Source organism: Erwinia sp. V71, assembly GCF_965644245.1.
Lineage (GTDB): Bacteria > Pseudomonadota > Gammaproteobacteria > Enterobacterales > Enterobacteriaceae > Erwinia.
The window spans coordinates 35,844-62,598 of record NZ_CBFFRK010000004.1; the positions used below are offsets into that span (position 1 = coordinate 35,844).

General features: G+C 56.2%; 25 protein-coding genes. 6 read left to right on the plus strand and 19 right to left on the minus strand.

The window, feature by feature from the left end; genetic code table 11:
* Nucleotides 1-7: 7 nt before the first annotated feature.
* From ACSZO1_RS01650 to ACSZO1_RS01670, 5 genes are all read right to left on the minus strand, one after another.
* Nucleotides 8-496 carry a YbaK/EbsC family protein gene (locus ACSZO1_RS01650; protein WP_437608871.1) on the minus strand — a complete coding sequence of 163 codons (489 nt, stop codon included), beginning with the start codon at nt 494-496 and terminating at the stop codon, nt 8-10.
* A gap of 106 nt (nt 497-602) precedes the next feature.
* Nucleotides 603-1,403: a 2OG-Fe(II)-dependent halogenase WelO5 family protein gene (locus ACSZO1_RS01655; protein WP_437608873.1), complete on the minus strand. Its 801-nt coding sequence runs from the start codon at nt 1,401-1,403 to the stop codon at nt 603-605.
* Nucleotides 1,404-1,406: 3 nt separating this feature from the next.
* Complete coding sequence (locus tag ACSZO1_RS01660; protein ID WP_437608952.1) at nt 1,407-2,105, minus strand: class II glutamine amidotransferase; 699 nt, start codon at nt 2,103-2,105, stop codon at nt 1,407-1,409.
* Complete coding sequence (locus ACSZO1_RS01665; protein ID WP_437608875.1) at nt 2,102-3,379, minus strand: ATP-grasp domain-containing protein; 1,278 nt, start codon at nt 3,377-3,379, stop codon at nt 2,102-2,104. The genes ACSZO1_RS01660 and ACSZO1_RS01665 overlap by 4 nt, the downstream gene beginning before the upstream one ends.
* Before the next feature lie 18 nt (nt 3,380-3,397).
* Nucleotides 3,398-4,867 carry a hypothetical protein gene (locus ACSZO1_RS01670; RefSeq protein ID WP_437608877.1) on the minus strand — a complete coding sequence of 490 codons (1,470 nt, stop codon included), beginning with the start codon at nt 4,865-4,867 and terminating at the stop codon, nt 3,398-3,400.
* Between the two features lie 199 nt (nt 4,868-5,066).
* Between ACSZO1_RS01670 and ACSZO1_RS01675 the strand changes: the two genes are divergently transcribed.
* Nucleotides 5,067-6,518, plus strand: coding sequence for a PLP-dependent aminotransferase family protein (locus tag ACSZO1_RS01675; RefSeq protein WP_437608879.1), 1,452 nt, complete (start codon nt 5,067-5,069; stop codon nt 6,516-6,518).
* A gap of 289 nt (nt 6,519-6,807) precedes the next feature.
* Here ACSZO1_RS01675 and ACSZO1_RS01680 read toward each other — a convergent pair whose 3' ends face one another.
* From ACSZO1_RS01680 to ACSZO1_RS01720, 9 genes are all read right to left on the minus strand, one after another.
* On the minus strand, nt 6,808-7,575 hold the full coding sequence (locus ACSZO1_RS01680; RefSeq protein WP_437608881.1) for a transporter substrate-binding domain-containing protein: 768 nt from the start codon (nt 7,573-7,575) through the stop codon (nt 6,808-6,810).
* A gap of 34 nt (nt 7,576-7,609) precedes the next feature.
* Nucleotides 7,610-8,986, minus strand: coding sequence for an amino acid permease (locus tag ACSZO1_RS01685; RefSeq protein ID WP_437608883.1), 1,377 nt, complete (start codon nt 8,984-8,986; stop codon nt 7,610-7,612).
* A gap of 277 nt (nt 8,987-9,263) precedes the next feature.
* The gene (locus ACSZO1_RS01690) at nt 9,264-10,517 is read right to left on the minus strand and encodes a valine--pyruvate transaminase (RefSeq protein ID WP_437608885.1); all 1,254 of its coding nucleotides are present in this window, start codon (nt 10,515-10,517) and stop codon (nt 9,264-9,266) included.
* Between the two features lie 128 nt (nt 10,518-10,645).
* Nucleotides 10,646-11,623: a glyoxylate/hydroxypyruvate reductase GhrB gene (ghrB, locus tag ACSZO1_RS01695; RefSeq protein WP_437608886.1), complete on the minus strand. Its 978-nt coding sequence runs from the start codon at nt 11,621-11,623 to the stop codon at nt 10,646-10,648.
* A 189-nt stretch (nt 11,624-11,812) separates the two neighbouring features.
* The gene (locus ACSZO1_RS01700; RefSeq protein ID WP_437608888.1) at nt 11,813-12,766 is read right to left on the minus strand and encodes a sugar kinase; all 954 of its coding nucleotides are present in this window, start codon (nt 12,764-12,766) and stop codon (nt 11,813-11,815) included.
* A 5-nt stretch (nt 12,767-12,771) separates the two neighbouring features.
* A complete protein-coding gene (locus ACSZO1_RS01705; RefSeq protein ID WP_437608890.1) occupies nt 12,772-13,521 on the minus strand; it encodes a sugar phosphate isomerase/epimerase family protein in 750 nt (249 codons plus the stop codon).
* Between the two features lie 122 nt (nt 13,522-13,643).
* Complete coding sequence (locus ACSZO1_RS01710; protein ID WP_437608892.1) at nt 13,644-14,672, minus strand: LacI family DNA-binding transcriptional regulator; 1,029 nt, start codon at nt 14,670-14,672, stop codon at nt 13,644-13,646.
* A 308-nt stretch (nt 14,673-14,980) separates the two neighbouring features.
* On the minus strand, nt 14,981-15,640 hold the full coding sequence (locus tag ACSZO1_RS01715; RefSeq protein WP_437608894.1) for an OmpA family lipoprotein: 660 nt from the start codon (nt 15,638-15,640) through the stop codon (nt 14,981-14,983).
* Nucleotides 15,641-15,754: 114 nt separating this feature from the next.
* A complete protein-coding gene (locus ACSZO1_RS01720; protein ID WP_437608896.1) occupies nt 15,755-16,315 on the minus strand; it encodes a DNA-3-methyladenine glycosylase I in 561 nt (186 codons plus the stop codon).
* A 182-nt stretch (nt 16,316-16,497) separates the two neighbouring features.
* Between ACSZO1_RS01720 and dnaT the strand changes: the two genes are divergently transcribed.
* The 4 genes from dnaT to ACSZO1_RS01740 all read left to right on the plus strand — a co-directional run bounded on the left by dnaT (nt 16,498) and on the right by ACSZO1_RS01740 (nt 18,453).
* Nucleotides 16,498-17,043, plus strand: coding sequence for a primosomal protein DnaT (gene dnaT, locus ACSZO1_RS01725; RefSeq protein ID WP_437608898.1), 546 nt, complete (start codon nt 16,498-16,500; stop codon nt 17,041-17,043).
* 2 nt (nt 17,044-17,045) lie between these two features.
* Nucleotides 17,046-17,786 carry a DNA replication protein DnaC gene (gene dnaC / locus ACSZO1_RS01730; protein ID WP_437608900.1) on the plus strand — a complete coding sequence of 247 codons (741 nt, stop codon included), beginning with the start codon at nt 17,046-17,048 and terminating at the stop codon, nt 17,784-17,786.
* Nucleotides 17,787-17,858: 72 nt separating this feature from the next.
* Nucleotides 17,859-18,140: a type II toxin-antitoxin system HicA family toxin gene (locus ACSZO1_RS01735; protein WP_437608902.1), complete on the plus strand. Its 282-nt coding sequence runs from the start codon at nt 17,859-17,861 to the stop codon at nt 18,138-18,140.
* Nucleotides 18,121-18,453 carry a type II toxin-antitoxin system HicB family antitoxin gene (locus tag ACSZO1_RS01740; protein ID WP_437608904.1) on the plus strand — a complete coding sequence of 111 codons (333 nt, stop codon included), beginning with the start codon at nt 18,121-18,123 and terminating at the stop codon, nt 18,451-18,453. The genes ACSZO1_RS01735 and ACSZO1_RS01740 overlap by 20 nt, the downstream gene beginning before the upstream one ends.
* Before the next feature lie 53 nt (nt 18,454-18,506).
* Here ACSZO1_RS01740 and ampH read toward each other — a convergent pair whose 3' ends face one another.
* The 5 genes from ampH to xylF all read right to left on the minus strand — a co-directional run bounded on the left by ampH (nt 18,507) and on the right by xylF (nt 25,037).
* Nucleotides 18,507-19,616 (minus strand): D-alanyl-D-alanine-carboxypeptidase/endopeptidase AmpH, encoded by a 1,110-nt coding sequence (gene ampH / locus ACSZO1_RS01745; protein WP_437608953.1) that lies wholly within the window; start codon nt 19,614-19,616, stop codon nt 18,507-18,509.
* A gap of 146 nt (nt 19,617-19,762) precedes the next feature.
* Entirely contained in the window at nt 19,763-20,941 is a 1,179-nt protein-coding gene (gene xylR / locus ACSZO1_RS01750; RefSeq protein WP_437608906.1) for a D-xylose utilization transcriptional activator XylR, read from the minus strand.
* A 94-nt stretch (nt 20,942-21,035) separates the two neighbouring features.
* A complete protein-coding gene (gene xylH, locus ACSZO1_RS01755) occupies nt 21,036-22,223 on the minus strand; it encodes a xylose ABC transporter permease XylH (RefSeq protein ID WP_437608908.1) in 1,188 nt (395 codons plus the stop codon).
* Nucleotides 22,216-23,742 (minus strand): xylose ABC transporter ATP-binding protein, encoded by a 1,527-nt coding sequence (locus tag ACSZO1_RS01760; RefSeq protein ID WP_437608910.1) that lies wholly within the window; start codon nt 23,740-23,742, stop codon nt 22,216-22,218. Before ACSZO1_RS01760 ends, xylH begins: the two co-directional genes overlap by 8 nt.
* A 302-nt stretch (nt 23,743-24,044) precedes the next feature.
* Nucleotides 24,045-25,037, minus strand: coding sequence for a D-xylose ABC transporter substrate-binding protein (gene xylF, locus ACSZO1_RS01765; protein WP_437608912.1), 993 nt, complete (start codon nt 25,035-25,037; stop codon nt 24,045-24,047).
* A gap of 313 nt (nt 25,038-25,350) precedes the next feature.
* Here xylF and xylA point away from each other — a divergent pair, with 313 nt between their 5' ends.
* Nucleotides 25,351-26,676, plus strand: a complete 1,326-nt coding sequence (gene xylA / locus ACSZO1_RS01770; RefSeq protein ID WP_437608914.1) for a xylose isomerase — start codon at nt 25,351-25,353, stop codon at nt 26,674-26,676.
* Nucleotides 26,677-26,755: the final 79 nt, after the last annotated feature.

A 26,755-nucleotide genomic window follows, 5' to 3' on the forward strand; every position in this document is an offset into this window, starting at 1 on the left:
GCGCAGCTCAGACAGCGGATAATGAAATCTCGCCGCAATGGCCTGCACCGGTCACACGGAAATAGTCATCGACGTTGAGCGCGATGGACTTATCCAGTTCTCCGGCATTAAAAAACAGCGTCCCTGCGTTGCCGATGCGTTCATCCACCAGCAGAGTCAGTTGCGGGTGAAAGCTGAAGGGCGGTACAGCGCCCATGACGCAGCCGGTGAGATCCTGCGCCACTTCGGGCGGGGCAAAACTCGATTTTTTGCCGTCCATTAACCGCGCGACGGCTTTGAAATTAATCTTGCTGTCGCCGGGAATAATCGCCAGCACGTAGCGTACCGGCTGGGCACTGGTGATCACCTGCAGTACCATCGCTTTCGCCGCCTGCTCCGGTGCATTACCGCGGATGGCGCTGATCACGTCCGTGCGTCCTTCCGGTGGATGTTCGATCACCCGAAAATCGGCCTGCTGTTCGTTCAGTAAGGCGACAATTTTTTCAAACGTACTCATAGACAACTCCCTCATTTTGGACGGCAAAATGCCGCCAGCGAATGGGCGGCATAGATTCCGCCCTGCGCCAGCAGAAGGCCATGAATGGCTCCTGCTTAGCTAATAGCTAACTCCAGGCAATGGCATGCTTCATTTTTTTGTCGGTTAAACCAAAGAAGAAGCCCATCGTGATACGGGTATCGCCGGATACCCGGTCGATTTCGTGGTAGTAGGTCGGATTGAACAGGTAGATATCGCCGCGACGCGGGCTGAATTCGCAGGTTTCACACTGATGCACCACCCCATCCTGATAGCCCAGCTCGCCCGGGGTTTTGAACTGCTCATCATCTGCCTGCCATTTTTTGTTGTAGACCCGCAGTTCACCGCCGTCGTCGCACTCCTGCAGGCACACCACACAGCTGAGCTGATGCAGGATCTGGGTGACCGCCAGGCCGCTGCCCGCGGCATCACGCACGATATGGTCGTTATGCAGCGGATTGGCGACGCCATCGGCATGGAAACGCACAATCGCGGCAGAATAGGGACCAAGCTCGGGTTCCTGCGCGGTTTGCAGGCTCTCCAGCTTGAGCACTTTCTGCACCCACCAGTACACCTGCTCGCGCAGCGTCAGCAGGGTATCCGGCAGCAGTGGCTGGATATCACGCATCTCAGTGAAGTAGTTCTCGGGGGCGGAGGTGTATTTCGCCAGATAGGGGCCAAGGGTGGTTAACGCGCCATTAGGATAGTGGGATACCCGCACTTGTTTGCGGCATTGAGTGAGATCCGCCACCACGGCATCGCTGACTTCCGCGGTGAGAAAGCCGCGCAGAACAAGGATAGGTATACGCGCGGTCACGATATCGTCGAGCCAGGTGGACTCAACAAACATGCTGGGATTAATAACGCGAATCTGATTAAAAATGGCCATGATTTACTCCGCAAAATTGAATTCATGAAGGTCATGATTGTTCATCTGACACCAGTCAGAGGCAGCGCCAAGTGCAGGAATAACTTCAGAGGAGATGTAGTGTGTGTGTTTGTCCTGATAACGGTTAAGCGTGAAGTAATGTGGGAAGAGGGTATCTTCGGGATACCATTGCCACGCCCAGGCTTTCTCCTGTGTCACAAAGAAAGCATTGCCGGAACTGCCGCCTGGCGCAACCCGCGCCATCTTTTCCTGCAAATAATCCCGGGTCAGATCGGCTGGCGTAATCTGATCGGCGATATAGTGCAAATACTCTGCAGAATCGAAATGCGATGCGGTGAGGCCCAGTTGCTGATACACCGTTGGCAGAAAGCCGTTATGCATCATGAACCACTCTGTCTCAGCGCTGGTATGGTGCAGCGGATGGGAAAACTGCACGCCGCTGTTTTTGCTTAGCGTGGCATGGCGGACATGGACGGCGAGAAACGAACCGCGAATCTCGTCAATGGCGATATCCGGCAGCGCCTCTGCAAAGGTGCCCGCACCATGCAGGGTGCGGATTTCGCCGTTGTCGTGCCACAGGATGCCCCAGCCATTGGGGTGCTGGCGGATCGGCCCGTCATGCTGCGCGGTTTCGCCACAGCTCATCGCGCGCGCGGCATCAAGCACCGCCGCGACGGAAAAATCTCCCTGGGCCATAATCATCCTGCACATGGCAAGTCCTCCTGTCGCGGCAACGTGTTGGTGGCGACGATAGCGTTGAATACAGCCAGAATCTGCTCAGTATCTGCGGCAGCAAGACGCAGCGTGCCGAGAATGCCGGCGTGTCGGGTGACGTCGGCGTACAGCGGCGAATGGCGTGCAGCACTGACTGGTGGCAGCTTCAGCGGCGGCAGCACCTTACTCTGCGGATGACTGCGCACCCATAACTCGGCCGCCGCCAGCTGGGCAGGCTGGCGCATACGCAGTTGTCCCAGTGCCTGCGCCTGTGCATCCGGCGGCAGGCCGTGGAAGGGTTTGCCCTCCTCAAGATGAAACGTCACTTCCGCCCAGTCCTGGCCTGTTATACCGTTGACCAGGCTGACCACGCCCATACCTGAGAGACGAAAACCCATCTCAAGAAAATATGGCACGTTATCAAGCAAAATAAAGTCGATGTGAAATGCGCCCTGACGATAGTCGAAGGTGGTACAACAGGTTTGCATCAGTGACTGAAAGGCGGCGGGCAGCTGTTGCGCGGACTCAGCGACATGGCCTGATTCATAAAAACTGATGGCGCCATCGGCACTTTTCACCTGTTCAGTCAGCTTCTGGCAACAGGTCAGCGCATGCGCCACGCCATCGCACACCACGCCCTGCAGGGAATACTCAACGCCCGGCAGCCAGCGCTCGACGATATAGCCGGTAAAGCGGCGACCGCCATAATTCAGGGTATTCACCAGCTTATCGACGGTTTTATCCAGTTCATGCGCTGACTTCACCAGCCAGACTCCCAGTCCGCCGCCGCCATCGACCGGTGTGATCACGCAGGGATAGATCAGGGCATCGCGTGCATCGCGAATACTGAGCACTGAAGCGAAGAAACGGAACTCCGGCTGCGCCACGCCAGTCTGCGCTTTGCTCAGCGCCATACGCTGCGCGTATTTATCCAGCGGAATAAAGCTGTGGTGCTCATCTGATGCGGCAAGCATTTCTCGCACGCGTCCGGCACACGGGTTATAGGCTTCAAAGCCTGCCAGCACCACCTGCGGATGCTCCAGCAGCCCGGCATTGAAATAGGCCTGCATCACCTGCTGCGGGTTTTCCGGTTTGCTGATGCGCAAAATCAGGTCGAACGGCAGTTCGAGGCACTGTGACTGGTAATCAACAAACTCCGCCATCTCCGCCAGCACGGTAAAATATCCCTCACGCTGTGCCACCGCGCAGTACGGGTTTTGTCCGTCCCGGGTGGCGCCAATCTGCAAAAATATTTTCTTCATAACCGGGTCCTTAGCGGCTTAACGGCCGGAAATCACTTCGCTGATACTGTCCTGCAACGTGCCATGCCTGACCGGGATCACCGCCTTATGCGGGTCGTAACGCAGAATGCGTGACAGCGGGTCCGGCGATCGCGGTTCCAGCAAGGTATTGACCGCCGGGCTGCGCCAGCACTGACGCAGCTGTGGCAGTGTCAGGCCGGAAAGGGTTTCCAGCTCACGGCATAACAGCGGGTCTGATGCAGCATCGTCACGGAGTAACGCCCTGATGGCACTGGCGGACAGCGGGATATGTTGCTGCTGCAGGTAGTGTTCCAGCTGATTGCCACCTGCGGTAAAGGGCGAGTAAATCATGCAGATCAGCTGGCCGGTCGTCAGCCCAAAGGCATCCTGCGCAAACTGTTCAGCATGCTGGCGCTGGCGGGCGATAGCGGCGGTATCCTGGTAGCGTGCCGTCATCGCGGCAATCAGTGACGGCGGAAAATCTTTCTGCCGCATCAGCCCAAGGGCAAAGCGCGCATACTCGCTCACACCTTCGTCATAGCTGCGCTGCAGCAGGGTTTCCGCGCGCAGGCCACGAAGATGCGCCATCAGCGTCGGATTGCCGCAGTCGGATTCGGAAAAACTGAACATCAGTTCATCGAACTGAAAGCCCATAAAGTCGCTCAGCAGCGCCCAGTGTGCCCCGGCTTCATACGCGGTGTCCTGATAGATATTGAAAAACAACGGGTCGCGCGGCAGCTGCCAGGTGATGCGGTGCGCGGGCGTGACGTCGCCTTCGCCGTAAATATGGCTGAAATAGCGCTCTGAGACGCCATCGAGTGTCTGCAGGAAGCCGGAAAAACCCTGGTCTTTTGCTACCTGGGGAGCGGCGAACAGGCGCGCCAGGTGGCGTGCCCAGGCGAGATAAGCGGTCTGTTCCTGTGGCGAATCACCGGTGATAATCACATCCACGCCGCCGTCATAGTAGGCGGCGAGACCAAAGGCATTGACCATACTGAGATTGCAGGCGTTGCAGAAAGTGGAGCGGGCATCGGCGCGAAAACGGTGGCCATTCATCAGCACATCGGTGCGATTCTGCTGGCGTACGGTAGCGGGAAAGGGCAAATGGCGCTGAAAGGGGCGAATCAGTAATCCATCGATAACCAGGCACTCAACGGTGTCGTCACCCTCAATCGCCAGTGCCCGGTAGACGCGAGCAATATTCGCCATCACCTGGTCATTCATGCCGGCATGACGGTTGGTGCAAATGCGCAGCTGAAATGTCGCGCCTTTTTCCAGCCACAGCAGCCCCTGAATATAACGCACCCAGGCGACCATATAGCTGCTGTCTTTACCGCCGCCATAGGCGAGCAGTATTTTGTTACGGCTGATATGGTGGGGATCGGGTAACGATGAAATTAAACGTTTGGCACACAGCGTGGCGGACTGAATCATGGCGGCAGAAAAATAAGCCGTCATCGCGTTCATCATGGTGGGAAGCTTATTCATTTGACACTTTCCTCTGGCAAATAAATAACAAATGACCGTTACGGGATAAGCAACAGGGTTTTTTCCCGACCCGCGCGCCATGCAAATCACATCACCATACCCGGTAAAAATTTCATTACGGTTAACCACTTGATAGTCAAACTACTCTCAAAGTAATCTCATTAATATGCACAGATCAGATCGATATGGGGTGGCACAGATGTCGGTGGCGGGATCAGATAAGGAAAACCAGGGGAGTCGTTACCGTCAGATTGCCGGGCAGATTAAGCAGGCAATAGATGATGGCACACTGCTGCCTGATACGCGTTTGCCCTCCGTGCGCACCCTGGCGACGCAGTACCGTGTCAGCATGACCACCGCGCTGAAAACCCTGCGTTCACTGGAAGATGATCACTATGCCGTCGCCAGGCCGAAGTCCGGTTTTTTTGTTGCGCCGTTAAGCCGTCCGCAACGCGCACAGCCGCTGGTGATCGAGCCGTCGCGCCAGATCGCGCCGCTGGATGAGCAGACGGAGCTGCATCTGGCGATGGTAGGCACTGATTGCCGGGTGCGGCTCGATCTGGCGAATGGCGCCAGGTCGCTATATCCGGTGAAAAAGGTCGGTTTGCTGATGCGTCAGCTGGGTTACAGCAAACCGTTTTTGCTTGGCGATACCGTAAAAGGCACCGGTTATGCGCCGCTGAAAGCGGAAATCGCCCGGCGGGCTATCGATTATGGCTGCAATATCAACCCGGATGATATTTTAATTACCAATGGCTGTATTGAAGCCATTTCGCTGTCCCTGCGCGCCACGGTAAAAGCCGGCGACGTGGTGGCCGTCGAGTCTCCCTGTTATTTCGTGCTGCTGCAGATGCTGCATAATTTAGACCTGCGCGTGATTGAAGTGGAAAATGGCCAGGAAGGTTATGTCCACGTCGGGAAATTAACCGCGCTGTTTCAGCGTAAAGCGGTGCAGGCTTATGTCACGCTGGCGAATATTAATAACCCATCGGGAAAGAGTATTCCCAATGAGCAGAAAGCGTATATTGCGCGCCAGGCAGATGAGCATGATGTGATGATTATCGAGGACGATATCTTTGGCGATACCGCATTTGGCGAGCGCCGCCCGTTCCCGATGCGCGCGTTTAGTCCGAATGCCATTCTGTGCAGCGGTTTTTCAAAAACCGTGGTGCCGGGGATTCGTATTGGCTGGGTGCACAGCAGCAACTATATGCGCAAAATCGCTTCGCTAAAATATACCTCGACCATGGGCACCTCCGTATTACCACAGGCGGCGATCACCGAATTGCTGCGCAGTGGCGGCTATGATGCCCATCTGCGTAAACTGCGACGCGAACTGGCCAGCCAGATTTGCCAGATGCGTGCCGCCGTGCTGCGTTATTTCCCGCCGGGCACCAGGGTGTCTGACCCGGAAGGCGGTTATGTGTTGTGGGTGGAGATGCCGCGTCAGGCGCTGAATGTGCGAACCCTGTTTATCATGGCGCGCAATGCCGGTATTGGGATCGCGCCGGGGCATATTTTTGCCACCGATGATCGTTACGACCACTGTTTCCGTCTTAATGCCGGATTTGGCTGGAATAAAGAGGTGGAGCAGGCGATTGAGCAGCTGGCGCTGTGGTGTCGGGAGTCACTGGCGGTACAGCCCCGCTGATGTAAAAGAGAGGCCCGTAAATACAGGCCTCAGATCGATGACAAACCCCAGACTCCGTAAGGATCGTTGCTGTCAGATTGCGGTCTGCGCAGGGAACACGTTCAGCTCCGGAAAGTCGCTTTTCGTCATCCATGACCGCTCGGCCCGCTCCGTCCATGGCGCGGGACGCTTTCCTCCGCTGACCGTGTTCCCTGCGCTCCTGGCTTATGCGTTGCTGCTTACGTTTCCAGCACACTGGGTTTGTCATCAATCTGCAAGGCCAGTCTTTACGGACCTCTGGCAGTAACGTTTATTTTTTCGCCGACAGCCAGTGATCGGCAATTTTCTGGTACTCGCCGGTCGCTTTCGCCAGATGCAGCCACTGATCGACATAAAGTTTCCAGCTGATGTCCTCGCCAGGCAACATATAGGCTTTCTCGCCGTACTGCATTGGCTTGTCCGGGTTCACCGCACAGAGTGTCGGGTGGAAGTTCTTCTGATACAGCGCTTCAGAGGCTTCGGTGATCATCACATCCGCTTTGTTATCCACCAGTTGCTGGAAGATGCCCTGGTTGTCATGGCTCAGCGTCAGGTTGCTCTGCGGCAGATAGGCGTGGGCAAACGCTTCGTTGGTGCCGCCAGCCGGTTCGATCAGACGTACTGAGGGTTTATTGATTTGCTCAATCGTCTGGTATTTGCTGACGTCGCTGCAACGTACCAGCGGGATTTTGCCATCAACATCCATTTTTTCCGTGAAAAAGACCTGCTTCTGACGTGCCAGAGTAACGGAAATACCACCCACGGCGATATCACACTTACCCGCCACCAAATCTGGCGTCAGGGTTTTCCAGCTGCTTTTCACCCATTGCACCTTCGCGCCCAGGCTGCTGGCGAGTGATTCCGCCATCGAGATATCAATGCCTTCATAACTGCCATCAGGCTTCTGGAAGCTGTAAGGCTTGTAATCGCCCGTAGTACAGACGGCCAGCGTGCCCTGCTGCATCACGCTATTCAGGTGGGACTGTGCGCTGGCGCTCCCGGCGGCTACCAGCAGAACTAAAGCGAATGCGACTCTCATCTTTCACCCTGATTAGTTATTGATATAATTGAAATTAAACAGCTTCCTGTACGGCAGACAGGTTCTTTTTCTTCTTCAGCTGATAACCGGCAGCCAGCGCCAGCAGCCACACCGGAATCAGCCAGACTGAGATCGCCATACCGGGCGTCAGCAGCATAATCACCAGCACACCGGCTAAAAACAGCAGGCAGATAATATTGGTCAGTGGATACCATGGGCTCTGGAAGCGCGTGGTCTGGTTGCTAAGACGCATGGCGCGGCGGAATTTCAGATGGGTAATACTGATCATCGCCCAGTTGATCACCAGCGCGGAAACCACCAGCGACATCAGCAGTTCAAAGGCTTTGCCGGGCATCAGGTAGTTAATTACCACGCACAGCGCGGTTGCCAGGGCTGACACCGCCAGCGCTTTCAGCGGAATACCGCGGCGGTTCACTTTCAGCAGTGCTGCCGGGGCGTTGCCCTGCTGCGCCAGGCCAAACAGCATGCGGCTGTTACAGAACACACAGCTGTTATAGACCGACAGCGCCGCTGACAGCACTACCAGGTTCAGCACGGTTGCCACCACATTGCTGTTCAGCGCGTGGAAGATCAGGACGAACGGGCTGCCACCTTCCACCACTTTCTGCCATGGATACAGTGACAGCAGCACCGCCAGTGCGCCGACATAGAACAGCAGGATGCGGTAAATCACCTGATTGGTGGCTTTAGGAATGCTTTTCGCCGGATTGTCGGCTTCTGCGGCAGTAATGCCGACCAGCTCGAGGCCTCCGAAGGAGAACATAATCACCGCCATCGCCATCAGCAGGCCACTGATGCCATTCGGGAAGAAACCACCGAACTGCCACAGGTTCGCCACACTGGCGTCCGGGCCGCCATTGCCGCTGGCTAACAGCCAGGCGCCAAAGGCGATCATGCTGAGGATGGCCGTGACTTTAATAATTGAAAACCAGAACTCCACCTCACCGTAGACTTTGACGTTGGTAAGGTTAATGGCATTGATGGCGACAAAAAACACCGCCGCGGAGACCCAGGTCGGGATTTCCGGCCACCAGTACTGTACATAGATACCGACAGCAGTCAGTTCCGCCATGCTCACCAGCACATACAGCACCCAGTAGTTCCAGCCAGACATAAAGCCGGCAAAGCCACCCCAGTATTTATTGGCAAAGTGGCTGAATGAACCGGCGACCGGCTCTTCCACGACCATCTCACCGAGCTGGCGCATAATAAAGAACGCAATCACACCGGCAATGGCGTAACCCAGCAGCACCGCGGGTCCGGCCATTTTAATCGTCTGGGCGATGCCAAGAAACAGGCCGGTGCCAATGGCGCCGCCTAAGGCAATCAGCTGTATGTGACGGTTTTTTAACCCTCTTTTTAACTGTTGTTCTGACTGATGCGTATCCATGAATGTTCCCAAAAAGTAGCCACAAAGGTCGCATCAGGAGCAGCAATAATCAGGCCAGTCTGTGGTCTGCAACAGGAGGGGAGAACTAACACATTGAAATGATGCTGAAATTAACCGGAAAGAGATATTCACGAATCGTGCATTAAATCGTAATTTATGTGAGCTTTGTGCTCAAATCACTGTTTTGGTGCGAAAACTGCGCGTCATTTCGCCATGCTATGCACTGTTTTGGTGCGAAATAACGCCCTCCCGTCAGCATCGGGGAGGGCGTGACGGTTTACTGCGCTTCGGCGTGGGCGCGCTCAATCTCTTCCGCCAGAATACGCACCCCTTTTTCAATGGTGGCGCTATCCGGCACATAATTCATGCGCATACACTGATGCGTATGCGGCCATTCATGTTCCAGTCCCGGGAAGAAGAAGTGCCCTGGCACCATCAGCACGCCGCGCTGCTTCAGGCGCTGATAGAGTATTTCAGTGCTAACCGGCAGATCCTTAAACCACAGCCAGAGGAAAATTGCCCCTTCCGGTTTATGAATCAGGCAGCGATCTTCCGGTAAATAGCGGCGAATAACGGCAATCGTCTGCTTAACGCGTTCAAGATAGAATGGTTTAATCACTTCTTCCGACAACCGCAACAGATCGCCGCGCTTAATCATCTCGGTGGCAATTGCCGGGCCGATACTACCTGGCGCCAGGCTGATAATACCGTTCATATTGCCAATCGCGGAGATCACTTTCTCATCGGCGATAATAATGCCGCAGCGTGACCCTGGCAGGCCGAGTTTCGACAGGCTCATGCACAGGATGATATTCGGGTTCCACAGCGGACGGACGTCACTGAAGATAATGCCCGGGAACGGTACGCCGTAGGCGTTATCGATCAACAGCGGAATATCGTGCTGCTGCGCCAGCGCGTCGAGTTTGATCAGCTCGTCGTCGGTGATCACATTCCCGGTGGGATTGGTCGGGCGTGAGACGCAGATTAAGCCGGTATCGTCGGTGATCTGCAGGTGCTCAAAATCGACGTGATATTTAAACTGTCCTTCCGGCAGCAGCTCAATATTTGGTTTCGCCGAGACAAACAGATCTTCATCAAGACCGGCATCGGCGTAGCCCAGATATTCCGGTGCCAGCGGGAACAGCACACGCTTTTTACTGCCGTCGGCGCGATGCCCGGCATACAGGTTAAACAGGTAGAAAAAGGCGCTCTGACTGCCATTGGTGAGCGCGATATTTTGTGGGTGGATGTCCCAGCCCAGCTCATCGCGCAGCATTTGTGCCAGCGCGTCCAGCAGCACCGCCTTGCCGCGCGGGCCGTCGTAGTTGCACAGTGCATCGGTCAGCTTGCCTTCCTCATGCATCTGTTGAAGCAACTGCTGGAAATAGTCGTTCATCGCCGGGATTTGCGCCGGATTGCCGCCGCCCAGCATCACCGCGCCGGGAGTCCGTAAACCTTCGCCCATATCTTCCATCAGGCGGGTAATGCCTGAATGGCGGGTAAATTTGTCACCAAAAGCAGAAAAGCTCATAACCTGTAAATCATTTGTTATCGCATAGGGGCGTCCACGATAGCGCCAGGTTAACAGCGGTGCAATGGCTAAGCCGTTACAGAGGGTGATTTTTACAACGGGTCGCCGGACAGCGACCCGCAGGAGGGTTAACGATCAAGCAATTGCGGGTTAACGCAGTTTTTCTCCACCTTGCCGCTTAGGGCTGCAATCAGGTTATCTACCGCGTCTTTTGCCATGCCGTAACGGGTTTCGTGCGTGGCGGAACCGATATGCGGCACGGCGACCACATTTGGCAGCTTCAGCAGCGGTGAACTGACCGGCAGTGGCTCCTGCTCGAACACATCCAGCCCGGCGGCATGAATCGTGCCGTCCTGCAGTGCGCGAATCAGCGCCTGTTCGTCGACCACGGCGCCACGTCCGGCGTTGATCAGAATAGCGCTCTGCTTCATTTTTGCCAGCTGCTCACGGCCAATCAGGTGGTGTGTCTGTTCGGTCAGCGGCAGGATGATGCAGAGGAAATCGGACTCTTTCAGCAGGGTATCGAGATCGCAATATTGCGCATTAAAGCGCTCTTCTGCCTGCGGATGGTGTTTGCGCGCGTTATACAGAATCGGCATGCCGAAACCAAAATGCGCCCGTTGCGCCAGTGCCAGACCAATACGGCCCATGCCGAGGATGCCCATTTTTTTATGGTGCACATCGATACCAAACCAGTCCGGGCCAACACCGCTTTTCCATTCACCCGCTTTCACCCGCTCCGCCACTTCCACCACGCGACGCGCAGAAGCCAGCACCAGCGCCATCAGGGTATCGGCAACGGTTTCCGTCAGCACGGTGGGGGTATGCATCAGCAGCACGCCGCGCTGGTTCATGGCGTCGACATCGAAGGTGTCATATCCCACTGAAATGGTCGATGCCGCGCGTAATTTTGGCGCCTGGGCCAGAAACTCTGCGTCCACTTTGCCGCCGGAACCGAGCAGCCCTTCCGCCTGCCGGAACACATCGGCGTAGCGGGTGAGATTTTCCGGCGTCAGGCCGTTGATTTCGGTAACGGTAAAGTGCTCATCAAGGCGTTGACGTAAATCGTCAGGTATCGACTTATACAGAACTACGGCAGGATTCATACGTGTCTCCCTGTGAAAGCTGACTGGGCGGCAGGATTGCCGCAGCGGATGATAGTGAGTCTCGGGCTACTAACATCAACGGTTTGTGACGGATGTGTTTGACGATAAATGTTAACCATAATCGCCTGACGAAAAAAAACCAGCGGGCATCCGCCCAAAAAATGGCAGATGCCGCTTGTTTTCCGTGACTCAGAAGTCGCCCAGTTCGCTGCGCGTCGGCAGACCTTCGCTGTCGCCGGGCACCTGAATGGCCAGTGAGCCGATTTTATTGCCGCGCTTGATTGCCTGCGGCAGTGTCTTGCCTTCCAGCAGGGCGCTGATCACGCCAACGGCAAAACCATCGCCTGCGCCGACGGTATCCACCACGTTTTCCACGCGGATTGCCGCCACCTGGCCTTTTTCGCCCTCTGCGGTTTTATACCAGGCGCCGTCGCTGCCGGTTTTGATAATCACCGCTTTAACGCCTTTATCCAGCCAGAAATCGGCCATCGCTTCCGGCTGGCTGTAACCGGTGAGGATTTTGCCCTCTTTTTCGCCCGGCAACACCCAGTCAGCATATTCTGCCAGCTGATTCAGTTGCTTCACCATCTCCTGCTCGCTTGGCCACAGCACCGGGCGCAGATTCGGGTCGAAGGAGATGGTTTTACCCAGCGCGCGCATCTCTTTCGCGGCGTGTTTTGACAGTTCCAGTGAACTGGCTGAGATGGCAGCCGAAACACCGCTGAGGTGCAGATGGCGCGCCGAGCCGAAGTAGTCGCGGTTAAAATCGTCTACTGACAGATGGCTGGCGGCAGAACCTTTGCGGAAATACTCCACCTGCGGGTCCGAGCCATCTTCCACTTTTGCTTTCAGCTGGAAGCCGGTGCGGTAACGGTTATCAACGGTGACCTGGCGATGGTCCACACCCTCTTTCGCCAGCTGTTGCAGGGTGTAGCGGCCAAAGGAGTCATCGCCGACGCGGCTGACCCAGCCCACTTTCAGGCCCAGCCGGGCGAGGCCAATCGCCACATTCAGTTCTGCGCCGGCGATGCGTTTGATAAAGCTTTCCGCCGCCGCCAGATCGCCCGTTTCCCGGGCAATAAACAGCGCCATGGCTTCGCCGATCGTGACCGCGTCCAGCGCGTTCTGTGCATGTGTTGTCATTGACTTCAGGCCTCGCGAACCAGGTTAACGTAGTGACGGGTAACGGCCACCAGGTCGTCACCCTCTAAAGGAAATTCGATACCGCGCGGCGCACCGGCAGGCAGCCGTTTAATCAGGCCGCGCCAGTCGTTGCCCGCTTCGTCGAGGGCGATGGCGCGGAAACTTTGCTGATGCGGTGCAGCGGTTTTCACGTGGACATAGCTGACGTAGCGCCCCAGCTGGGCGGCAGCGGCAAAGGCGTCGTCACCCACCCACAGCCAGTTCGCCAGATCGAAGGTCATAAAGCAGGGATCGGCTGTTGCCGCGCAATCCGTAAAGAATTCCTGCAAGCGTGATATGGCGCCGTATTCCGTCTGATCGTTTTCCACCACCACCTGCACCGGATAGTCGCTGAGACGCTGTTGCAGCGCCTGGCAGTCGAAGCCGTGCTGATAGTTGCCCAGTGAGAATTTCACCAGCCGGGCATTCAGTTGCTGCGCTTCGGCGACCAGCTGATCCAGCTGCGGATTAACGGCGCCATCGGCCATAAACAGCGCTTCCGGCACCGAGTAAAAGGCAAACAGTCGCTGTTCCGCGATCGCCGCGGCCAGCTGCGGCAGCTGTTGCAGTTCATTTTCACTCAGCAGTTCACGGCGAATTTCCACGCCATCAGCGCCCGCGCGGGCAATGATCGGCAACAGCGCCTGCTGTCCGCCCAGTTCGGCTATTTTTTGATGACCGTACGCGGCGGTCACTACTATCACTTCCCGTTTCATCGCGTTCTCCGGCTAAATAAGCTGTTATTCTGGCTAAAACGGTAAATGGAACCGGTTCCAAAGAAAAGCGAAAGTCGACGAATTTATGATCACGCTCACGATGCGCGGGATTTTTCGTTACTTCAGCGCGGATGAAGCGCTGTCGAACCGCGCACAATCAGTTCGCCAGTAAATAACTGTTCGTTTAAAGGTTCATCGCTGCCTTCAATGCGGCGGATGACCTGCTCCAGCGCGGCATAACCGATCTGCCGGGTCGGTTGTTTGACGGTGGTAATGCCAACGCCCGCCAGCTCCGTCCACTCCAGTTCATCGAAGCCGAGCAGGCCAATATCCGGCCCCCAGTGCAGCCCCAGGCGGCGCAATGAGCGTGCCACCTGCAGCGTCATCGCACCGTTGGCGACCAGCAGCGCACAGCGCTGTGACTGATGGCGCTGGCAGAAATCGCGCAGGATGGCATCGAGTTTTTCTCCCTGCGCCAGCGCTACTTCGGCCTGTTCTGCCTGCACTGACGGGTGACGGCTGGCGGTGCTCTGAAAGGTCTGCCAGCGCTCGCGGCGGGTATTGACCATCCCCAGCGGCTCACTGACAAACAACAGCGCCTGATAACCGTTCGCCAGCAGATGCTCCGTCGCGCGGGTGGTAGCGTCGATATTATTCAGGCCGACCACATCACAGGGAAAATCAGGAATTTTGCGGTCAATCAGCACCATCGGCAGCATGGACTGCTGCAGCCGGTTCAGCGCTTCTTCGCGCATGCCTACGGCATTGACCACGATGCCCTCTACCTGATAGCTGCTCAGCAGCTGCAGATAATGGCTCTCCTGATCCACTTCGTTATTGGTATTGCACACCAGTAAGGTAAAACCCTGTGCACGGCAGGCTTCTTCCATCCCGGAGAGCACTTCCACCGAGTAGGGGTTGGTAATATCGGCAATGATCAGGCCTATCAGGCGGGTGCGGCCACGTTTCAGGCCGCGCGCCATCTGGCTGGGACGGTAATCGAGCGCGGCGATAGCCGTTTCAATGCGCTGTTTCAGATCGGCGGATAAGGCGTGCTGTTCACCGTTGAGGTAACGGGAAACACTGGTTTTACCGGTCTTTGCCGCTCTGGCGACATCGCTGATAGTGGCTCGTGCGGCCGTGCGCTTCATGGCTGTCCTTTGGCATACAGATTGAGCCAGAGACTAGCACAGCTGCCGGGATTTTACAGGAGCCAGTAAGGCCCCTCAGGCTGCTGCAAAGTCCAGGCATGGTAAATCTGGCAGCCACTCATCAAACCAGGGCGCAGGGAACAGGGTCAGAAGAGGAAAGCGTCCCGCGCCACGGACGGCGCGGGCCGAGCTGCCAGGGTGACCGTGTTCTCTGCGCAGGCTCGGTGTCACAGCAACGAGCCCTTAGGTAATCTGGAGGGGGTCATCCATCTCAGGAGCCAGTATGGAGCCCCTGGCGGATAACAGAGTTACAGCGGGCTAAGGGTAATCTCTACGCGACGGTTTTGCGCTTTCCCGGCTTCGTTGCTGTTGCTGGCGACGGGCTGATCCGGGCCAACACCTGTGGTGCGAATGCGGTTAGCGGCGACGCCCTGGGTGATCAGTGCGCTGCCGACGGTATCGGCGCGCTGCTGCGACAGGCGCATATTCAGTGCGCGGGTGCCGGTACTGTCGGTGTGGCCGACAATATTCACCGCGGTTTTCTCATACTCTTTCAGCACCATCGCCACGCCGGTCAGGGTGTTCGCGCCTGCCGGTTTCAGATTGCTGCTGCTGGAGTCAAAGGTGACATTATTCGGCATATTGAGAATGATATTGTCGCCATTACGCGTCACGCTGACGCCGGTGCCGCGCATTTTCTCACGCAGTTTGGCTTCCTGCACATCCATGTAATAGCCCGCGCCACCACCCAGCGCCGCACCGGCTGCTGCACCAATCAGTGCGCCTTTGCCGCGATCTTTTTTCGATGATGACAGCATGCCGATGCCCGCGCCTAATGCCGCGCCCAGCCCGGCACCGATGCCCGCTTTACCGGCCTGAGATTCGCCGGTATAGGGATTGGTGGTACAACCGGACAGGGCAACGGTGCCGCTCAGCAACAAGGAGATGGCGATAATGCTTTTTTTCATGGGTTTTCCCTCATATTTTTCTACAGATGAAATGCATCCATAAACGGCACGATTATGCCGTTAAAATATGGGAGAAAAATCTGAGTTTCTGTCTGTAATTGTAAATCTCAGCGACTAAAGGTTGTCCGGGTGGCAAAAACAGTCAACGACATGATCGTTCACCAGCCCGCAGGCCTGCATAAAGGCGTAACAGATGGTGGAACCGACAAATTTAAAGCCGCGTTTTTTCAGCGCTTTTGACATGGCATCAGACACCTCGGTTTTACTTTGCGCCTCCGCCAGGCTTTGCAGATGATTAATCTGCGGCTGATGATTAACAAAGTTCCAGATAAACGGGCCGAACGGCTCGCCGCTGGCCTCCATCGCCAGATACGCCCGTGCGTTGCCGACGATGGCGGTCAGTTTGCCACGATGGCGAATCAGCCCGCTGTCCTGCATCAGGGCATCGATATCGTCTTCGCTCATCCGCGCCACTGCCTGCGGGTCAAAATCGTGAAACGCGCGGCGGTAATTTTCACGCTTTTTCAGCACCGTGATCCACGACAGTCCCGCCTGTTGTCCCTCCAGGCACAGCATCGCGAACAGCGCCTTACTGTCCGTTTGCGGGATGCCCCACTCACGGTCGTGATATTCAATATAGAGGGGATCCTGTGTTACCCAGCCGCATCGTTGCATCGTAAAGTCCCTTAGCCATGAAAGCGAAAAATCTGAGATAAAATCATACACATCAATGCGGCAATCGCCGACTGATTGTCGCTATTGCACGCCGTTGCGGCGGATTTATGCGATCTCTCTCGCTAAAATTGTTAGAATCAAAGCAGTTATTACCTGCATCAATCTTAACCAGAGACTGCATCATGTCTGTCAAAATTTTAACCTCCACCATTATCGGCCTTGAGGCGTTTCGCCAGCAGCCGCTGGCTGCGCTGGCGTCAGCGGAGCAGGGCGCGGTTGCCGTATTCGATAATAATGCGCCTGTGATGTATGCGGTGACGCCGGAGCGGCTGGCCGAATTGCTGGCGATTGAAGCCGCGGCGCAGCAGACGCGTTCTGATGTGGCACTGGAGGAGAGCCTGTTTGACGACGATCTGGCGCATCCCGAGGCGATTCCTGTCCCGGCAGGCAAGTTCGCGATGTATCAGGGCTGGCAACCGGATGCGGATTTTGTCCGGCTGGCGGCTGTCTGGGGTGTGGCGCTGACCGCGCCGGTGACACCAGCAGAACTGGCGTCATTTGTTGCCTACTGGCAGGCAGAAGGGCGCGTGTTCCACCATGTGCAGTGGCAGCAGAAGCTGGCGCGCAGTATCCAGCAGAGCCGCGTATCCGGCGCAGGCCAGCAGAAACGAGATATCAACCATTTCCCTGAACCTGACCAGTCCATTCCCGATGGCTTCCGAGGTTAGCGATGAAAAACAGTGCCGATTTGCTGAAAAGACTGCAACGCATAGTGCCTGCGCACATTAAGCCGAAATTTACTAACGGTGAGGAGTTGCTGGCATGGAATCAACAACAGGGGCTGGAACGTTCGCAGGCGATTGATCGCGAAAACCGCGCGATGAAGATGCAGCGTATTCTTGGCCGTTCCGGCATTCGCGAGCTGCACATCAACTGTTCGTTTGATAACTATCGTGTCGAGTGTGAAGGCCAGCGGGTGGCGCTGGAACATGCGCGGCAGTATGCGGCGGAATTTGATCACAGCATCGCCAGTTTTGTGTTTTCCGGTAAATCTGGCACTGGCAAGAATCATCTGGCGGCAGCGATTGGTAATGAGCTGATTTTACGCGGCAAAAGTGTGCTGGTGGTGACAGTTGCTGACCTGATGTCGAATATGAAAGGCACCTTCAGTGGCAACAGCGGCACCACCGAAGAGAGTCTGCTGCAGGATCTCAGCACTGTCGACCTGCTGGTGATTGATGAAATCGGTATGCAGACCGAATCGCGCTACGAAAAAGTGATTATCAACCAGATTGTGGATCGCCGCTCCTCGTCGAAACGCCCAACCGGCATGCTGTCTAACCTGGATATTGCCGGCATGAATACGCTGCTGGGCGAGCGTGTCATGGACCGTATGCGGCTCGGCAAAAGCCTGTGGGTGCGCTTCACCTGGGACAGCTACCGCAGCCGGGTAAATGGGGATGAGTATTGATATGATATCATAAAGTGATATCATTTCTGTCACTCCTGGCGGAGGAAAAACACGGTATGGACACCCGGTTATATGAAAACATTAAGCGCCAGACACAGCAAAACCCTGCACACTATCTTTGCCACACCGACGTCAAACACGCTGGAGTGGCGAAAGATTGAAAGTCTTTTCATTGCATTAGGGGCAATCACTACGGAAGGGAACGGTTCGCGCGTTCGGTTTGAAATCAATCAGGTTGTGGCATCATTTCATCGGCCGCACCCGGAAAAAGAAGCAAAAGCTTACCAGGTCCGCGATGCCCGAGATTTTCTTATCGCAATAGAGGTCATCCCCAATGAATACCATGACATATAAAGGCTATTCCGCCAGAATCGAGTATAGCGATGAAGACCAGTGTCTTAATGGCCGTGTGGCGGGTATTCGCGATGTGATTGGTTTCCATGCAGATAATGTCGCGGAACTGCGTAAAGCATTTGAAGAAGCCGTTGATGACTATCTGGCTTATTGTGCTGAACGCGGGCGTGAACCTCTGCGTCCGGCCAGCGGTAAAATCAGTTTGCGTATCCAGCCTGAAGTACATTCTGCCATTAATATCGCAGCAGAAGTGGCGGGAAAAAGTGTGAATCAATGGATTAATGATGCCCTGATAAAAGCGGCACACAGTTAGCTTCACATCATAAAGCGCCCCTTTTCGGGGCGTTTTTTTGTCAGGTTTAGGACTCAACCCGCCCGATTCCCCACCAGTTCCGCCAGCAGATTGTTGACCCCGTCGCTCATGGGGGTAAACCGGCTCAGTGGTGAACGGGCAACCACCACAAACACCCCCACGTTGTATTGCGGCACCATCGCCATATAGGTGATAAAGCCACCGCCGCCGCCGGTTTTCTGAATAATGCCCGGCAGGCCGTTTTTCGGCTCCATATACACCCAGCCGAGACCCAGCGCATCCGCTTTACCGGGTACATCCATGCCATCGACTTTGCTTAACTGACTGCGGCGATAGATCAGCGTTTGCAGGCGGTCAGCATGGGCTGTGCGGTGATAGACATCAGACGACAGGAACTGCTGCATCCAGCGTCCCATATCATCCGGCGTGGAGTAGACGCCGCCGCTGCCAATGGCTGCCAGTGTGTTATTGCATGGGCTGGCGCCTTTTTCCGGCACCATCATTCGTCCGCATTGCTCGGGCGACGGCGTGAAGGTGGTGTCTTTCATCCCTAACGGGCGGGTGATTTTGCTGTTCAGCAGTGCCGGATAAGGCATGCCGGAGGCGCGTGCCAGCGCATCGCCCAGCAGGTCGTAAGCCAGGTTGGAATATCCGGCGCGTGAGCCTGGCGTGGCGGTCAGTTTGGCGGTTTGCAGCCAGTTCCAGCGTTGATCGCGGGTGGGCCAGACAAACACCGGACGCTGCGCTTTGCCGCCAGGTTGCTCGCGCGGCAGGCCGCTGGTATGTGTCGCCAGATTCAGCAGCGTAATCGGCTGTCCGGCATAGGCTGGCACACGGCTGCCTGCGGGCGCGTATTTGCTCAGTGGGTCGTCAAGGCGTACCCGCCCCTCTTCGGACAGTTTTACCAGCAGTTCGCTGGTCATCAGTTTGCTGAGCGAGGCGATGCGAATCAGTGAATCTTTCTGAGGCCGCACATTGTTGCCAGGGCGGGTTTCGCCAAAACTGGCGAATACACGCTGGTTGCCATCAATCGCCACCATTGCCATGCCGGTCGCGGCAGTGCCATAGAAAATATGTTCGGCATAACGATCAACAATTTGTGAAGCCAGCAGCGGGTCAGGGGAGCTGTTCGCCAGTGTGCGCAGTGGCAGGGCGGCAGCCATCAGCGCCAGCAAAAAAGAGAGGGGCGATTTCAATGGCAGTGTGTCCAGAATGAGTTAACGGAGAATAATCAGCATAGTAGTGATTTCTGTTATGACTGGCACTTATTTTTGTCAGCAATCATCTGCCAGTCAGCGCCGTTAGCGGCCTATAACGTCACCTCACCAAAGCGTTCGCGATACTCCCCCGGCGTGCTGGCGTAGCTTTTCTTAAACACGGAGTAGAAGTATTGCAGCGACGGATAGCCGCACATCTGGGAAATTTCGTTAATCGACATCGATGAGGTGACCAGTAAAGTGCGGGCTTTTTCCAGCTTTTCGCTGTGGATCAGCGCATGAATGGTTTCGCCGGTCTCGTCTTTAAAGCGTTTTTCCAGATTGGATCGCGACATGCCGACTGCATCCAGCACCTGTTCCACCTTAATCCCCTTGCAGGCATTAAAGCGGATGTAGTGCATCGCCTGAATCACCGCCGGGTCGTGCAGCGAACGGTAATCCGTCGAGCGGCGTTCAATCACTTTCACCGGCGGTACCAGGATGCGTTGCAGCGGCAGCACCTGCTTATCCAGCAATCGATGCAGCAGTTTCGCCGCCTGGTAACCCATCTGCCGCGAACCCTGCGCCACTGACGACAGCGCCACCCGCGACAGATAGCGCGTCAGCTCTTCGTTATCGATGCCGATCACACACAGTTTTTCCGGCACCGGGATTTTCAGATGTTCACAGACCTGTAGCAGATGGCGTGCCCGCGCGTCCGTCACCGCGATAATGCCGGTCTGCGGTGGCAGGGTCTGGATCCAGTCTGCCAGCCGGTTCTGTGCGTGCTGCCAGTTTTCCGGCGCGGTCTCCATGCCCTGATACACCACCCCCTGATAACGCTCCTGCGCCACCAGTTGCCGAAAGGCACGTTCCCGCTCCTGTGCCCAGCGCTTGCCGCCCGACAGCGGCAGACCGTAAAAGGCAAAACGGTGTAAGCCCTTCTCTTTCAGGTGCATAAAGGCGCTGTGCACCAGCGCGGCGTTATCGGTGGCGATATAGTGCACCGACGGATAGTCCTGCGCACGATGGTAGGAACCGCCGACGCCGACAATCGGCACATTGACCTGTTGCAGCAGCAGTTCAATTTGCTTGTCGTCGTAGTCGGCAATCACACCATCACCCAGCCATTCGCGAATATTATCGATGCGGCAGCGAAAATCCTCTTCGATAAAGATGTCCCAGTCGGTTTGCGACGCCTGTAAATATTCGCCCACGCCCTCCACCACCTGGCGGTCATAGACTTTATTGGCATTGAACAGCAGGGTGATGCGAAAACGTTTTTCAGTCATGGCGATTTTCCCCCGGGATCAGCATGTCATTTCAATAACACGCGGCGGGATCGGGCAGAAAAATTTCAGCGCGCCCTGTGATCGGCATCGAGGATCAGACGCGGCGTTTCGTCGCGGAGTCCATCCACACTGCCAGCAGCAGAATTGCGCCTTTGACGATGTACTGCCAGAAGGTGGGCACATCCATCATGCTCATGCCGTTATCCAGCGAGGCCATAATAAACGCCCCCATGACCGCGCCCGCCACACTGCCGATACCGCCCGCCAGGCTGGTGCCGCCAATCACACAGGCGGCGATGGCGTCCAGTTCGGCGATATTCCCCGCGGAAGGGGAACCGGCACCGAGGCGCGAACTGAGGATCAGCCCGGCAATCGCCACCATCAGGCCGTTAATGGCAAACACCGCCAGCTTGGTACGCGCGACATTGATGCCGGACAGCCGTGCCGCGTCAAGGTTGCCGCCAATGGCGTAAATACGGCGGCCGAAGGCTGTGCGCGTCGCCATAAACATACCGCCCAGCAGCAACAGCGCCAGAATCAGCACCGGTGTTGGTACGCCACGATAGTCATTCAGCATCCAGATCGCGCCCAGCACGATGACGGCGGTCAGCGCCTGGCGTGCCACCGACGCGCTGGCAGAAGAGGACTGTGGCAGCCCCATGCTCTGGCGGCGCAGCCGCAGTCGCCACTGCCAGACCATAAACAGCAGCAGGCCGAGAAAGCCAAAGGCGAAGCCGATGCCGTCCGGCAGATAACTCTGGCCGATTTGCGACATGGCCGGGCTGGTGGGCGCGACGGTGGTGCCGTTCGTGATGCCGACCAGCACGCCGCGAAACGCCAGCATCCCGGCCAGCGTGACGATAAATGACGGTACTTTGCGATAGGCGACCCACCAGCCGTTCCATGCGCCGAGCAGCAGGCCGAGCACCAGTGTCACCACAATAGTCAGCGGCAGCGGCCAGCCGAGCCAGACGTCAAAAATCGCCGCCACGCCGCCGAGCAGGCCCATCATCGACCCGACCGAGAGGTCGATTTCGGCGGAGATAATGACAAACACCATCCCCACCGCCAGGATGCCGGTGATCGCCGTCTGGCGCAGCAGGTTGGAGATATTACGGGCGCTGAGGTAGGCACCGTCAGTCATCCAGGTGAAAAACAGCATAATCACCAGGATGGCGGCCAGCATGACCAGTACCTGTAAGTTCAGCAGGCGCAGTTTGCCCGTGGAAGCGCTGGCTGCGGGGGACAGCAGACTGCGCGATGTCGGATTGGTGTTAAGCATAGTGTTCACTCCTCAGCGCGGCTTCCATTACCTGTTCTTGTGTCAGGTTGCGGTTAACCAGGTCGGCTTTGATCTGTCCCTGGTGCATCACCAGCACGCGATCGCTTAATCCCAGCACCTCCGGCAGTTCGGAGGAGATGACGATAATCGCGATGCCCTGTTGCACCAGCTGGTTGATCAGTTTGTAGATTTCATATTTCGCACCGATATCGATGCCGCGTGTGGGCTCATCGAGGATCAGGATGCGCGGGTTAAGCAGCAGACATTTCGCCAGCACCGCTTTTTGCTGGTTGCCGCCGCTGAGACGGCCAATCGCCAGCTCTGGCGAAGACGTTTTCACTTTCAGCCGCGCCAGCGATTGCTGAATCGCCTGTTGTTCGCCACTGTCGTTCAGGGTGGAGAGCGCGCCGCTAAACTGGTCGAGCGCGGCGAGGGTGATGTTTTTCCCCACCGCCATCACCGGCACGATGCCATCTTTCTTGCGATCTTCCGGCACCATGGCGATGCCCTGTGCCAGCGCCTGCTGGCAGTCGTGAATCTCTACCGGTTGCCCGTCAATCAGCACTTTGCCCTGCCAGCGTCCAGGCCAGACGCCAAACAGGCACTGTACGGTTTCGGTACGCCCGGCGCCCACCAGTCCGGCAATTCCGAGGATTTCACCGCGGTGCAGGTTAAAGGAGACATCATTGACCCGTTTGATCTGGCGGTTGACCGGGTGCCAGGCGGTCAGGTTTTCCACGCGCAGAATTTCGCTGCCGACCTGGTGAGGTTCACTGGGGTAGAGTGCAGTCAGCTCGCGCCCCACCATCATGGTGATGATGTCGTCCTCACTCATTCCTGATGCCGCGCGGGAGCCAATATGTTTCCCGTCGCGGATCACGCAGATGGTGTCGGAAATGGCTTTTACTTCGTTCAGTTTGTGCGAGATATAGATGCAGGCGATGCCGTGTTCGCGCAGGTTATTGACGATGGCCAGCAGCACTTCGGTTTCCTGTTCGGTCAGCGAAGCGGTGGGTTCATCGAGGATCAGCAGTCGCACCTGCTTGTTGAGCGCGCGGGCGATCTCCACCAGTTGCTGCTGGCCGAGCCCCAGTTCGCCGACGCGCGTGTGTGGTGAGACATCAAGTTTCACCTGTGCCAGCAGTTTCTGGCAGCGCAGCGTCATGGTTTCATAATCCACCACGCCGTAACGGGTCAGTTCCGCACCCAGGAAGATGTTTTCCAGCACCGTCAGCTGACGTACCAGCGCCAGTTCCTGGTGAATGATGACAATGCCTTTGCGTTCGGTGTCGCGGATGCCGCTGACCTGCAGTTCGTCGCCGGCAAACAGGATGCTGCCCTGATAGTCGCCAGCGGGATACAGTCCGCACAGCACTTTCATCAGTGTCGATTTACCTGAGCCGTTCTCGCCGCACAGCGAGAGCACTTCTCCGGCTTCCAGGCGCAGGCTGACATCATCGACGGCTTTTACCGCGCCGAACATCTTGCTGATGTTTTTCATTTCCAGCAGCGTGGTCACTGTTACCTCCGGATAAAAGCCCCTGCCAGGCAGGCGGCAGAGTGGTGTTGTTAGGCGTTTTGCTTTGGATCCTTTGTCTGCTCAGGGGGGCGCTTTTAGTTCGGCGCCCGCTCAGGGAACACGGTCAGCTACGGAAAGTCGCTTTTCGCCATCCATGGCCACTCGGCCCGCGCCGTCCATGGCGCGGGACGCTTTCCTCCGCTGACCGTGTTCCCTGCGCCCTGAGCTTGTGAGTGGCTGTCTGGCTTATCAGGCATCATGCCCCTTGCTTTGCCTTTATTCACAGGCTGACGGACTGGGCGTCAGAGTTCACTTTTCTTATGAAAACCGTCGGCGACCACGGTGCTGTCGACATTGGTTTTATTCACCGCAATCGGCTCCAGCAGCCAGGCAGGCACGTCTTTGAGGCCGTTGTTCAGCGCGGCGTTAGACTGTGGTTGCTTGCCATCGCCCAGTTCTACCGCGATTTTGGCGGCTTCATTGGCTAATTTGGTGATCGGTTTATACACCGTCATGGTCTGGGTGCCGTTGTTGATGCGTTTGATGGCGGCAAGGTCGGCATCCTGGCCGGAGATCGCCACTTTACCCGCCAGACCCTGTGCGCTGAGCGCCTGGATAGCACCGCCCGCCGTGGCATCATTGGAGGCCACGACCGCATCAATTTTATTGCCGTTAGCCGTCAGGGCGTTTTCCATGATTTTTAACGCATTTTCCGGCAGCCAGGCATCGACCCACTGATCGCCGACCACTTTGATTTTGCCGCTGTCGATCAGTGGTTTCAGCACTTTCATCTGTCCGGCGCGGAACAGATGGGCATTGTTATCGACCGGCGAACCGCCCATCAGGAAATAGTTGCCCTGCGGGACGCGATCGACAATGCTTTGCGCCTGCATTTCGCCGACTTTTTCATTATCGAAGGAGATATAGAAATCGATATCGGCATTATTAATCATGCGGTCATAAGCTAATACTTTAATGCCTTCACGTTTTGCTTCGGCAATCACGTTACTTAATACTTGTCCGTTGTAGGGAATAATGACCAGTACATCAACGCCGCGGTTAATCATATTTTCGATTTGCGACATTTGTGTTTCTTCATTGCCGTTGGCTGACTGAACAAATACTTTCGCACCCAGCGATTCAGCCTGTTTAACAAATATATCGCGGTCCTTTTGCCAGCGTTCCAGACGCAGGTCATCGATCGCCATACCAATTTTCACTTCTTTTGCGAGGCCAGCATGGCTGACCAGCGCCAGCGCCGCACATACCGCCAGTAAAGCTTGTTTCATCTTCATCGTCGTCACCTTGAGGGTTGGCTGCTTTTGACATTCGCTCTGTCAGGCGGATGAATTGTTATCAAGCTGTAAGCGAACGGCAATTACAGATTTTCCTCCTGCCGTTATGTTTTTTGGTTTATTTGCGAAACTATGACATTGATCTGATTTTCCCACGTGGCGTGCCGTTGGGTTTATTTTGCGAGCTGGCGCACATTTAATAATTATCTTAACGCAGGTGTGAAATAACATAATTGAGCTGCCCGCAATGACGATCCCACAATCAGCGCACACTGATTTCTGTTTATTCCCTGGCAACGTTAAGGAGCCTGCTATGCACGCTTATTTTGATCAGCTTGAGGGTGTTCGCTATGAAGGGCCGAACACGCGCAATCCGCTGGCGTTTCGTCACTATAATCCCGATGAGATGATTCTCGGTAAACGGATGGCCGATCACCTGCGTTTTGCCGTCTGCTACTGGCACAGTTTCTGCTGGAATGGCGCGGATATGTTTGGTGTCGGTGCGTTTCAGCGTCCGTGGCAGCAGTCAGGTGATGCGCTGGAGCTGGCAAAACGCAAAGCGGATGTCGCCTTTGAATTTTTCCGCAAGCTGAATGTGCCTTACTACTGCTTCCATGACGTCGACGTGTCACCGGAGGGCGACTCGCTGCGCAGCTATCTGCATAATTTCGCCGTGATGACCGAGGTGCTGCAGGAGAAACAGCAGCAGAGTGGCGTGAAACTGCTGTGGGGCACCGCCAACTGCTTTACGCATCCGCGTTATGGTGCCGGTGCGGCCACCAGTCCGGATCCGGAAGTGTTTGCCTGGGCCGCCACGCAGGTCAACAGCGCGATGCATGCCACGCATCAGCTGGGCGGTGAGAACTATGTGTTGTGGGGCGGACGCGAAGGTTATGAAACCCTGCTGAATACCGATCTGCGCCAGGAGCGCGAGCAGATTGGTCGCTTTATGCAGATGGTGGTGGAGCATAAACATAAAATCGGTTTCCAGGGCACGCTGCTGATTGAACCGAAACCGCAGGAGCCGACGAAACATCAGTATGATTATGATGTGGCGACGGTTTATGGCTTCCTGAAACAGTTTGGTCTGGAAAAAGAGATTAAGGTGAATGTGGAGGCGAATCACGCCACTCTGGCCGGGCATTCGTTCCATCATGAGATTGCCACGGCGATCGCGCTGGGGATTTTTGGCTCCGTCGATGCCAATCGTGGCGATCCGCAGCTGGGCTGGGATACCGACCAGTTCCCCAATAGCGTCGAAGAGAACGCGCTGGTGCTGTATGAAATCATCAAAGCGGGCGGATTTACCACCGGCGGTTTAAACTTTGACGCCAAAGTGCGCCGGCAAAGCACGGATAAGTATGATTTGTTCTACGGCCATATTGGCGCAATGGATACCCTGGCGCTGGCGCTGAAAGTGGCGGCACGTATGATTGAAGCGGGCGAGCTGGATAACCGGGTGGCACAGCGCTATCGCGGCTGGAATGCGGATTTTGGTCAGCAGATTCTGAAAGGCGAGTTCACGCTGGCATCACTGGCGCAGCACGCACAGCAGCAGCAGTTCAGCCCGCAGCATCAAAGTGGACGGCAGGAGCAGCTGGAGAATCTGGTGAATCACTATCTGTTTGATCGCTCCTGAGTGATCGCCGTGGCGGGCGAACCCATGCGCTCGCCGCCACGGCGTGATAACAGGCATTTAACCCCCTGAGAGGCAAATG

Coding starts and splice junctions, on each gene's coding strand:
- ACSZO1_RS01650 (WP_437608871.1), bottom strand. CDS start 496: ATGAGTACGTTTGAAAAAATTGTCGCCTTACTGAACGAACAGCAGGCC.
- ACSZO1_RS01655 (WP_437608873.1), bottom strand. CDS start 1,403: ATGGCCATTTTTAATCAGATTCGCGTTATTAATCCCAGCATGTTTGTT.
- ACSZO1_RS01660 (WP_437608952.1), bottom strand. CDS start 2,105: ATGATTATGGCCCAGGGAGATTTTTCCGTCGCGGCGGTGCTTGATGCC.
- ACSZO1_RS01665 (WP_437608875.1), bottom strand. CDS start 3,379: ATGAAGAAAATATTTTTGCAGATTGGCGCCACCCGGGACGGACAAAAC.
- ACSZO1_RS01670 (WP_437608877.1), bottom strand. CDS start 4,867: ATGAATAAGCTTCCCACCATGATGAACGCGATGACGGCTTATTTTTCT.
- ACSZO1_RS01675 (WP_437608879.1), top strand. CDS start 5,067: ATGTCGGTGGCGGGATCAGATAAGGAAAACCAGGGGAGTCGTTACCGT.
- ACSZO1_RS01680 (WP_437608881.1), bottom strand. CDS start 7,575: ATGAGAGTCGCATTCGCTTTAGTTCTGCTGGTAGCCGCCGGGAGCGCC.
- ACSZO1_RS01685 (WP_437608883.1), bottom strand. CDS start 8,986: ATGGATACGCATCAGTCAGAACAACAGTTAAAAAGAGGGTTAAAAAAC.
- ACSZO1_RS01690 (WP_437608885.1), bottom strand. CDS start 10,517: ATGAGCTTTTCTGCTTTTGGTGACAAATTTACCCGCCATTCAGGCATT.
- ghrB (WP_437608886.1), bottom strand. CDS start 11,623: ATGAATCCTGCCGTAGTTCTGTATAAGTCGATACCTGACGATTTACGT.
- ACSZO1_RS01700 (WP_437608888.1), bottom strand. CDS start 12,766: ATGACAACACATGCACAGAACGCGCTGGACGCGGTCACGATCGGCGAA.
- ACSZO1_RS01705 (WP_437608890.1), bottom strand. CDS start 13,521: ATGAAACGGGAAGTGATAGTAGTGACCGCCGCGTACGGTCATCAAAAA.
- ACSZO1_RS01710 (WP_437608892.1), bottom strand. CDS start 14,672: ATGAAGCGCACGGCCGCACGAGCCACTATCAGCGATGTCGCCAGAGCG.
- ACSZO1_RS01715 (WP_437608894.1), bottom strand. CDS start 15,640: ATGAAAAAAAGCATTATCGCCATCTCCTTGTTGCTGAGCGGCACCGTT.
- ACSZO1_RS01720 (WP_437608896.1), bottom strand. CDS start 16,315: ATGCAACGATGCGGCTGGGTAACACAGGATCCCCTCTATATTGAATAT.
- dnaT (WP_437608898.1), top strand. CDS start 16,498: ATGTCTGTCAAAATTTTAACCTCCACCATTATCGGCCTTGAGGCGTTT.
- dnaC (WP_437608900.1), top strand. CDS start 17,046: ATGAAAAACAGTGCCGATTTGCTGAAAAGACTGCAACGCATAGTGCCT.
- ACSZO1_RS01735 (WP_437608902.1), top strand. CDS start 17,859: ATGAAAACATTAAGCGCCAGACACAGCAAAACCCTGCACACTATCTTT.
- ACSZO1_RS01740 (WP_437608904.1), top strand. CDS start 18,121: ATGAATACCATGACATATAAAGGCTATTCCGCCAGAATCGAGTATAGC.
- ampH (WP_437608953.1), bottom strand. CDS start 19,616: ATGGCTGCCGCCCTGCCACTGCGCACACTGGCGAACAGCTCCCCTGAC.
- xylR (WP_437608906.1), bottom strand. CDS start 20,941: ATGACTGAAAAACGTTTTCGCATCACCCTGCTGTTCAATGCCAATAAA.
- xylH (WP_437608908.1), bottom strand. CDS start 22,223: ATGCTTAACACCAATCCGACATCGCGCAGTCTGCTGTCCCCCGCAGCC.
- xylF (WP_437608912.1), bottom strand. CDS start 25,037: ATGAAGATGAAACAAGCTTTACTGGCGGTATGTGCGGCGCTGGCGCTG.
- xylA (WP_437608914.1), top strand. CDS start 25,351: ATGCACGCTTATTTTGATCAGCTTGAGGGTGTTCGCTATGAAGGGCCG.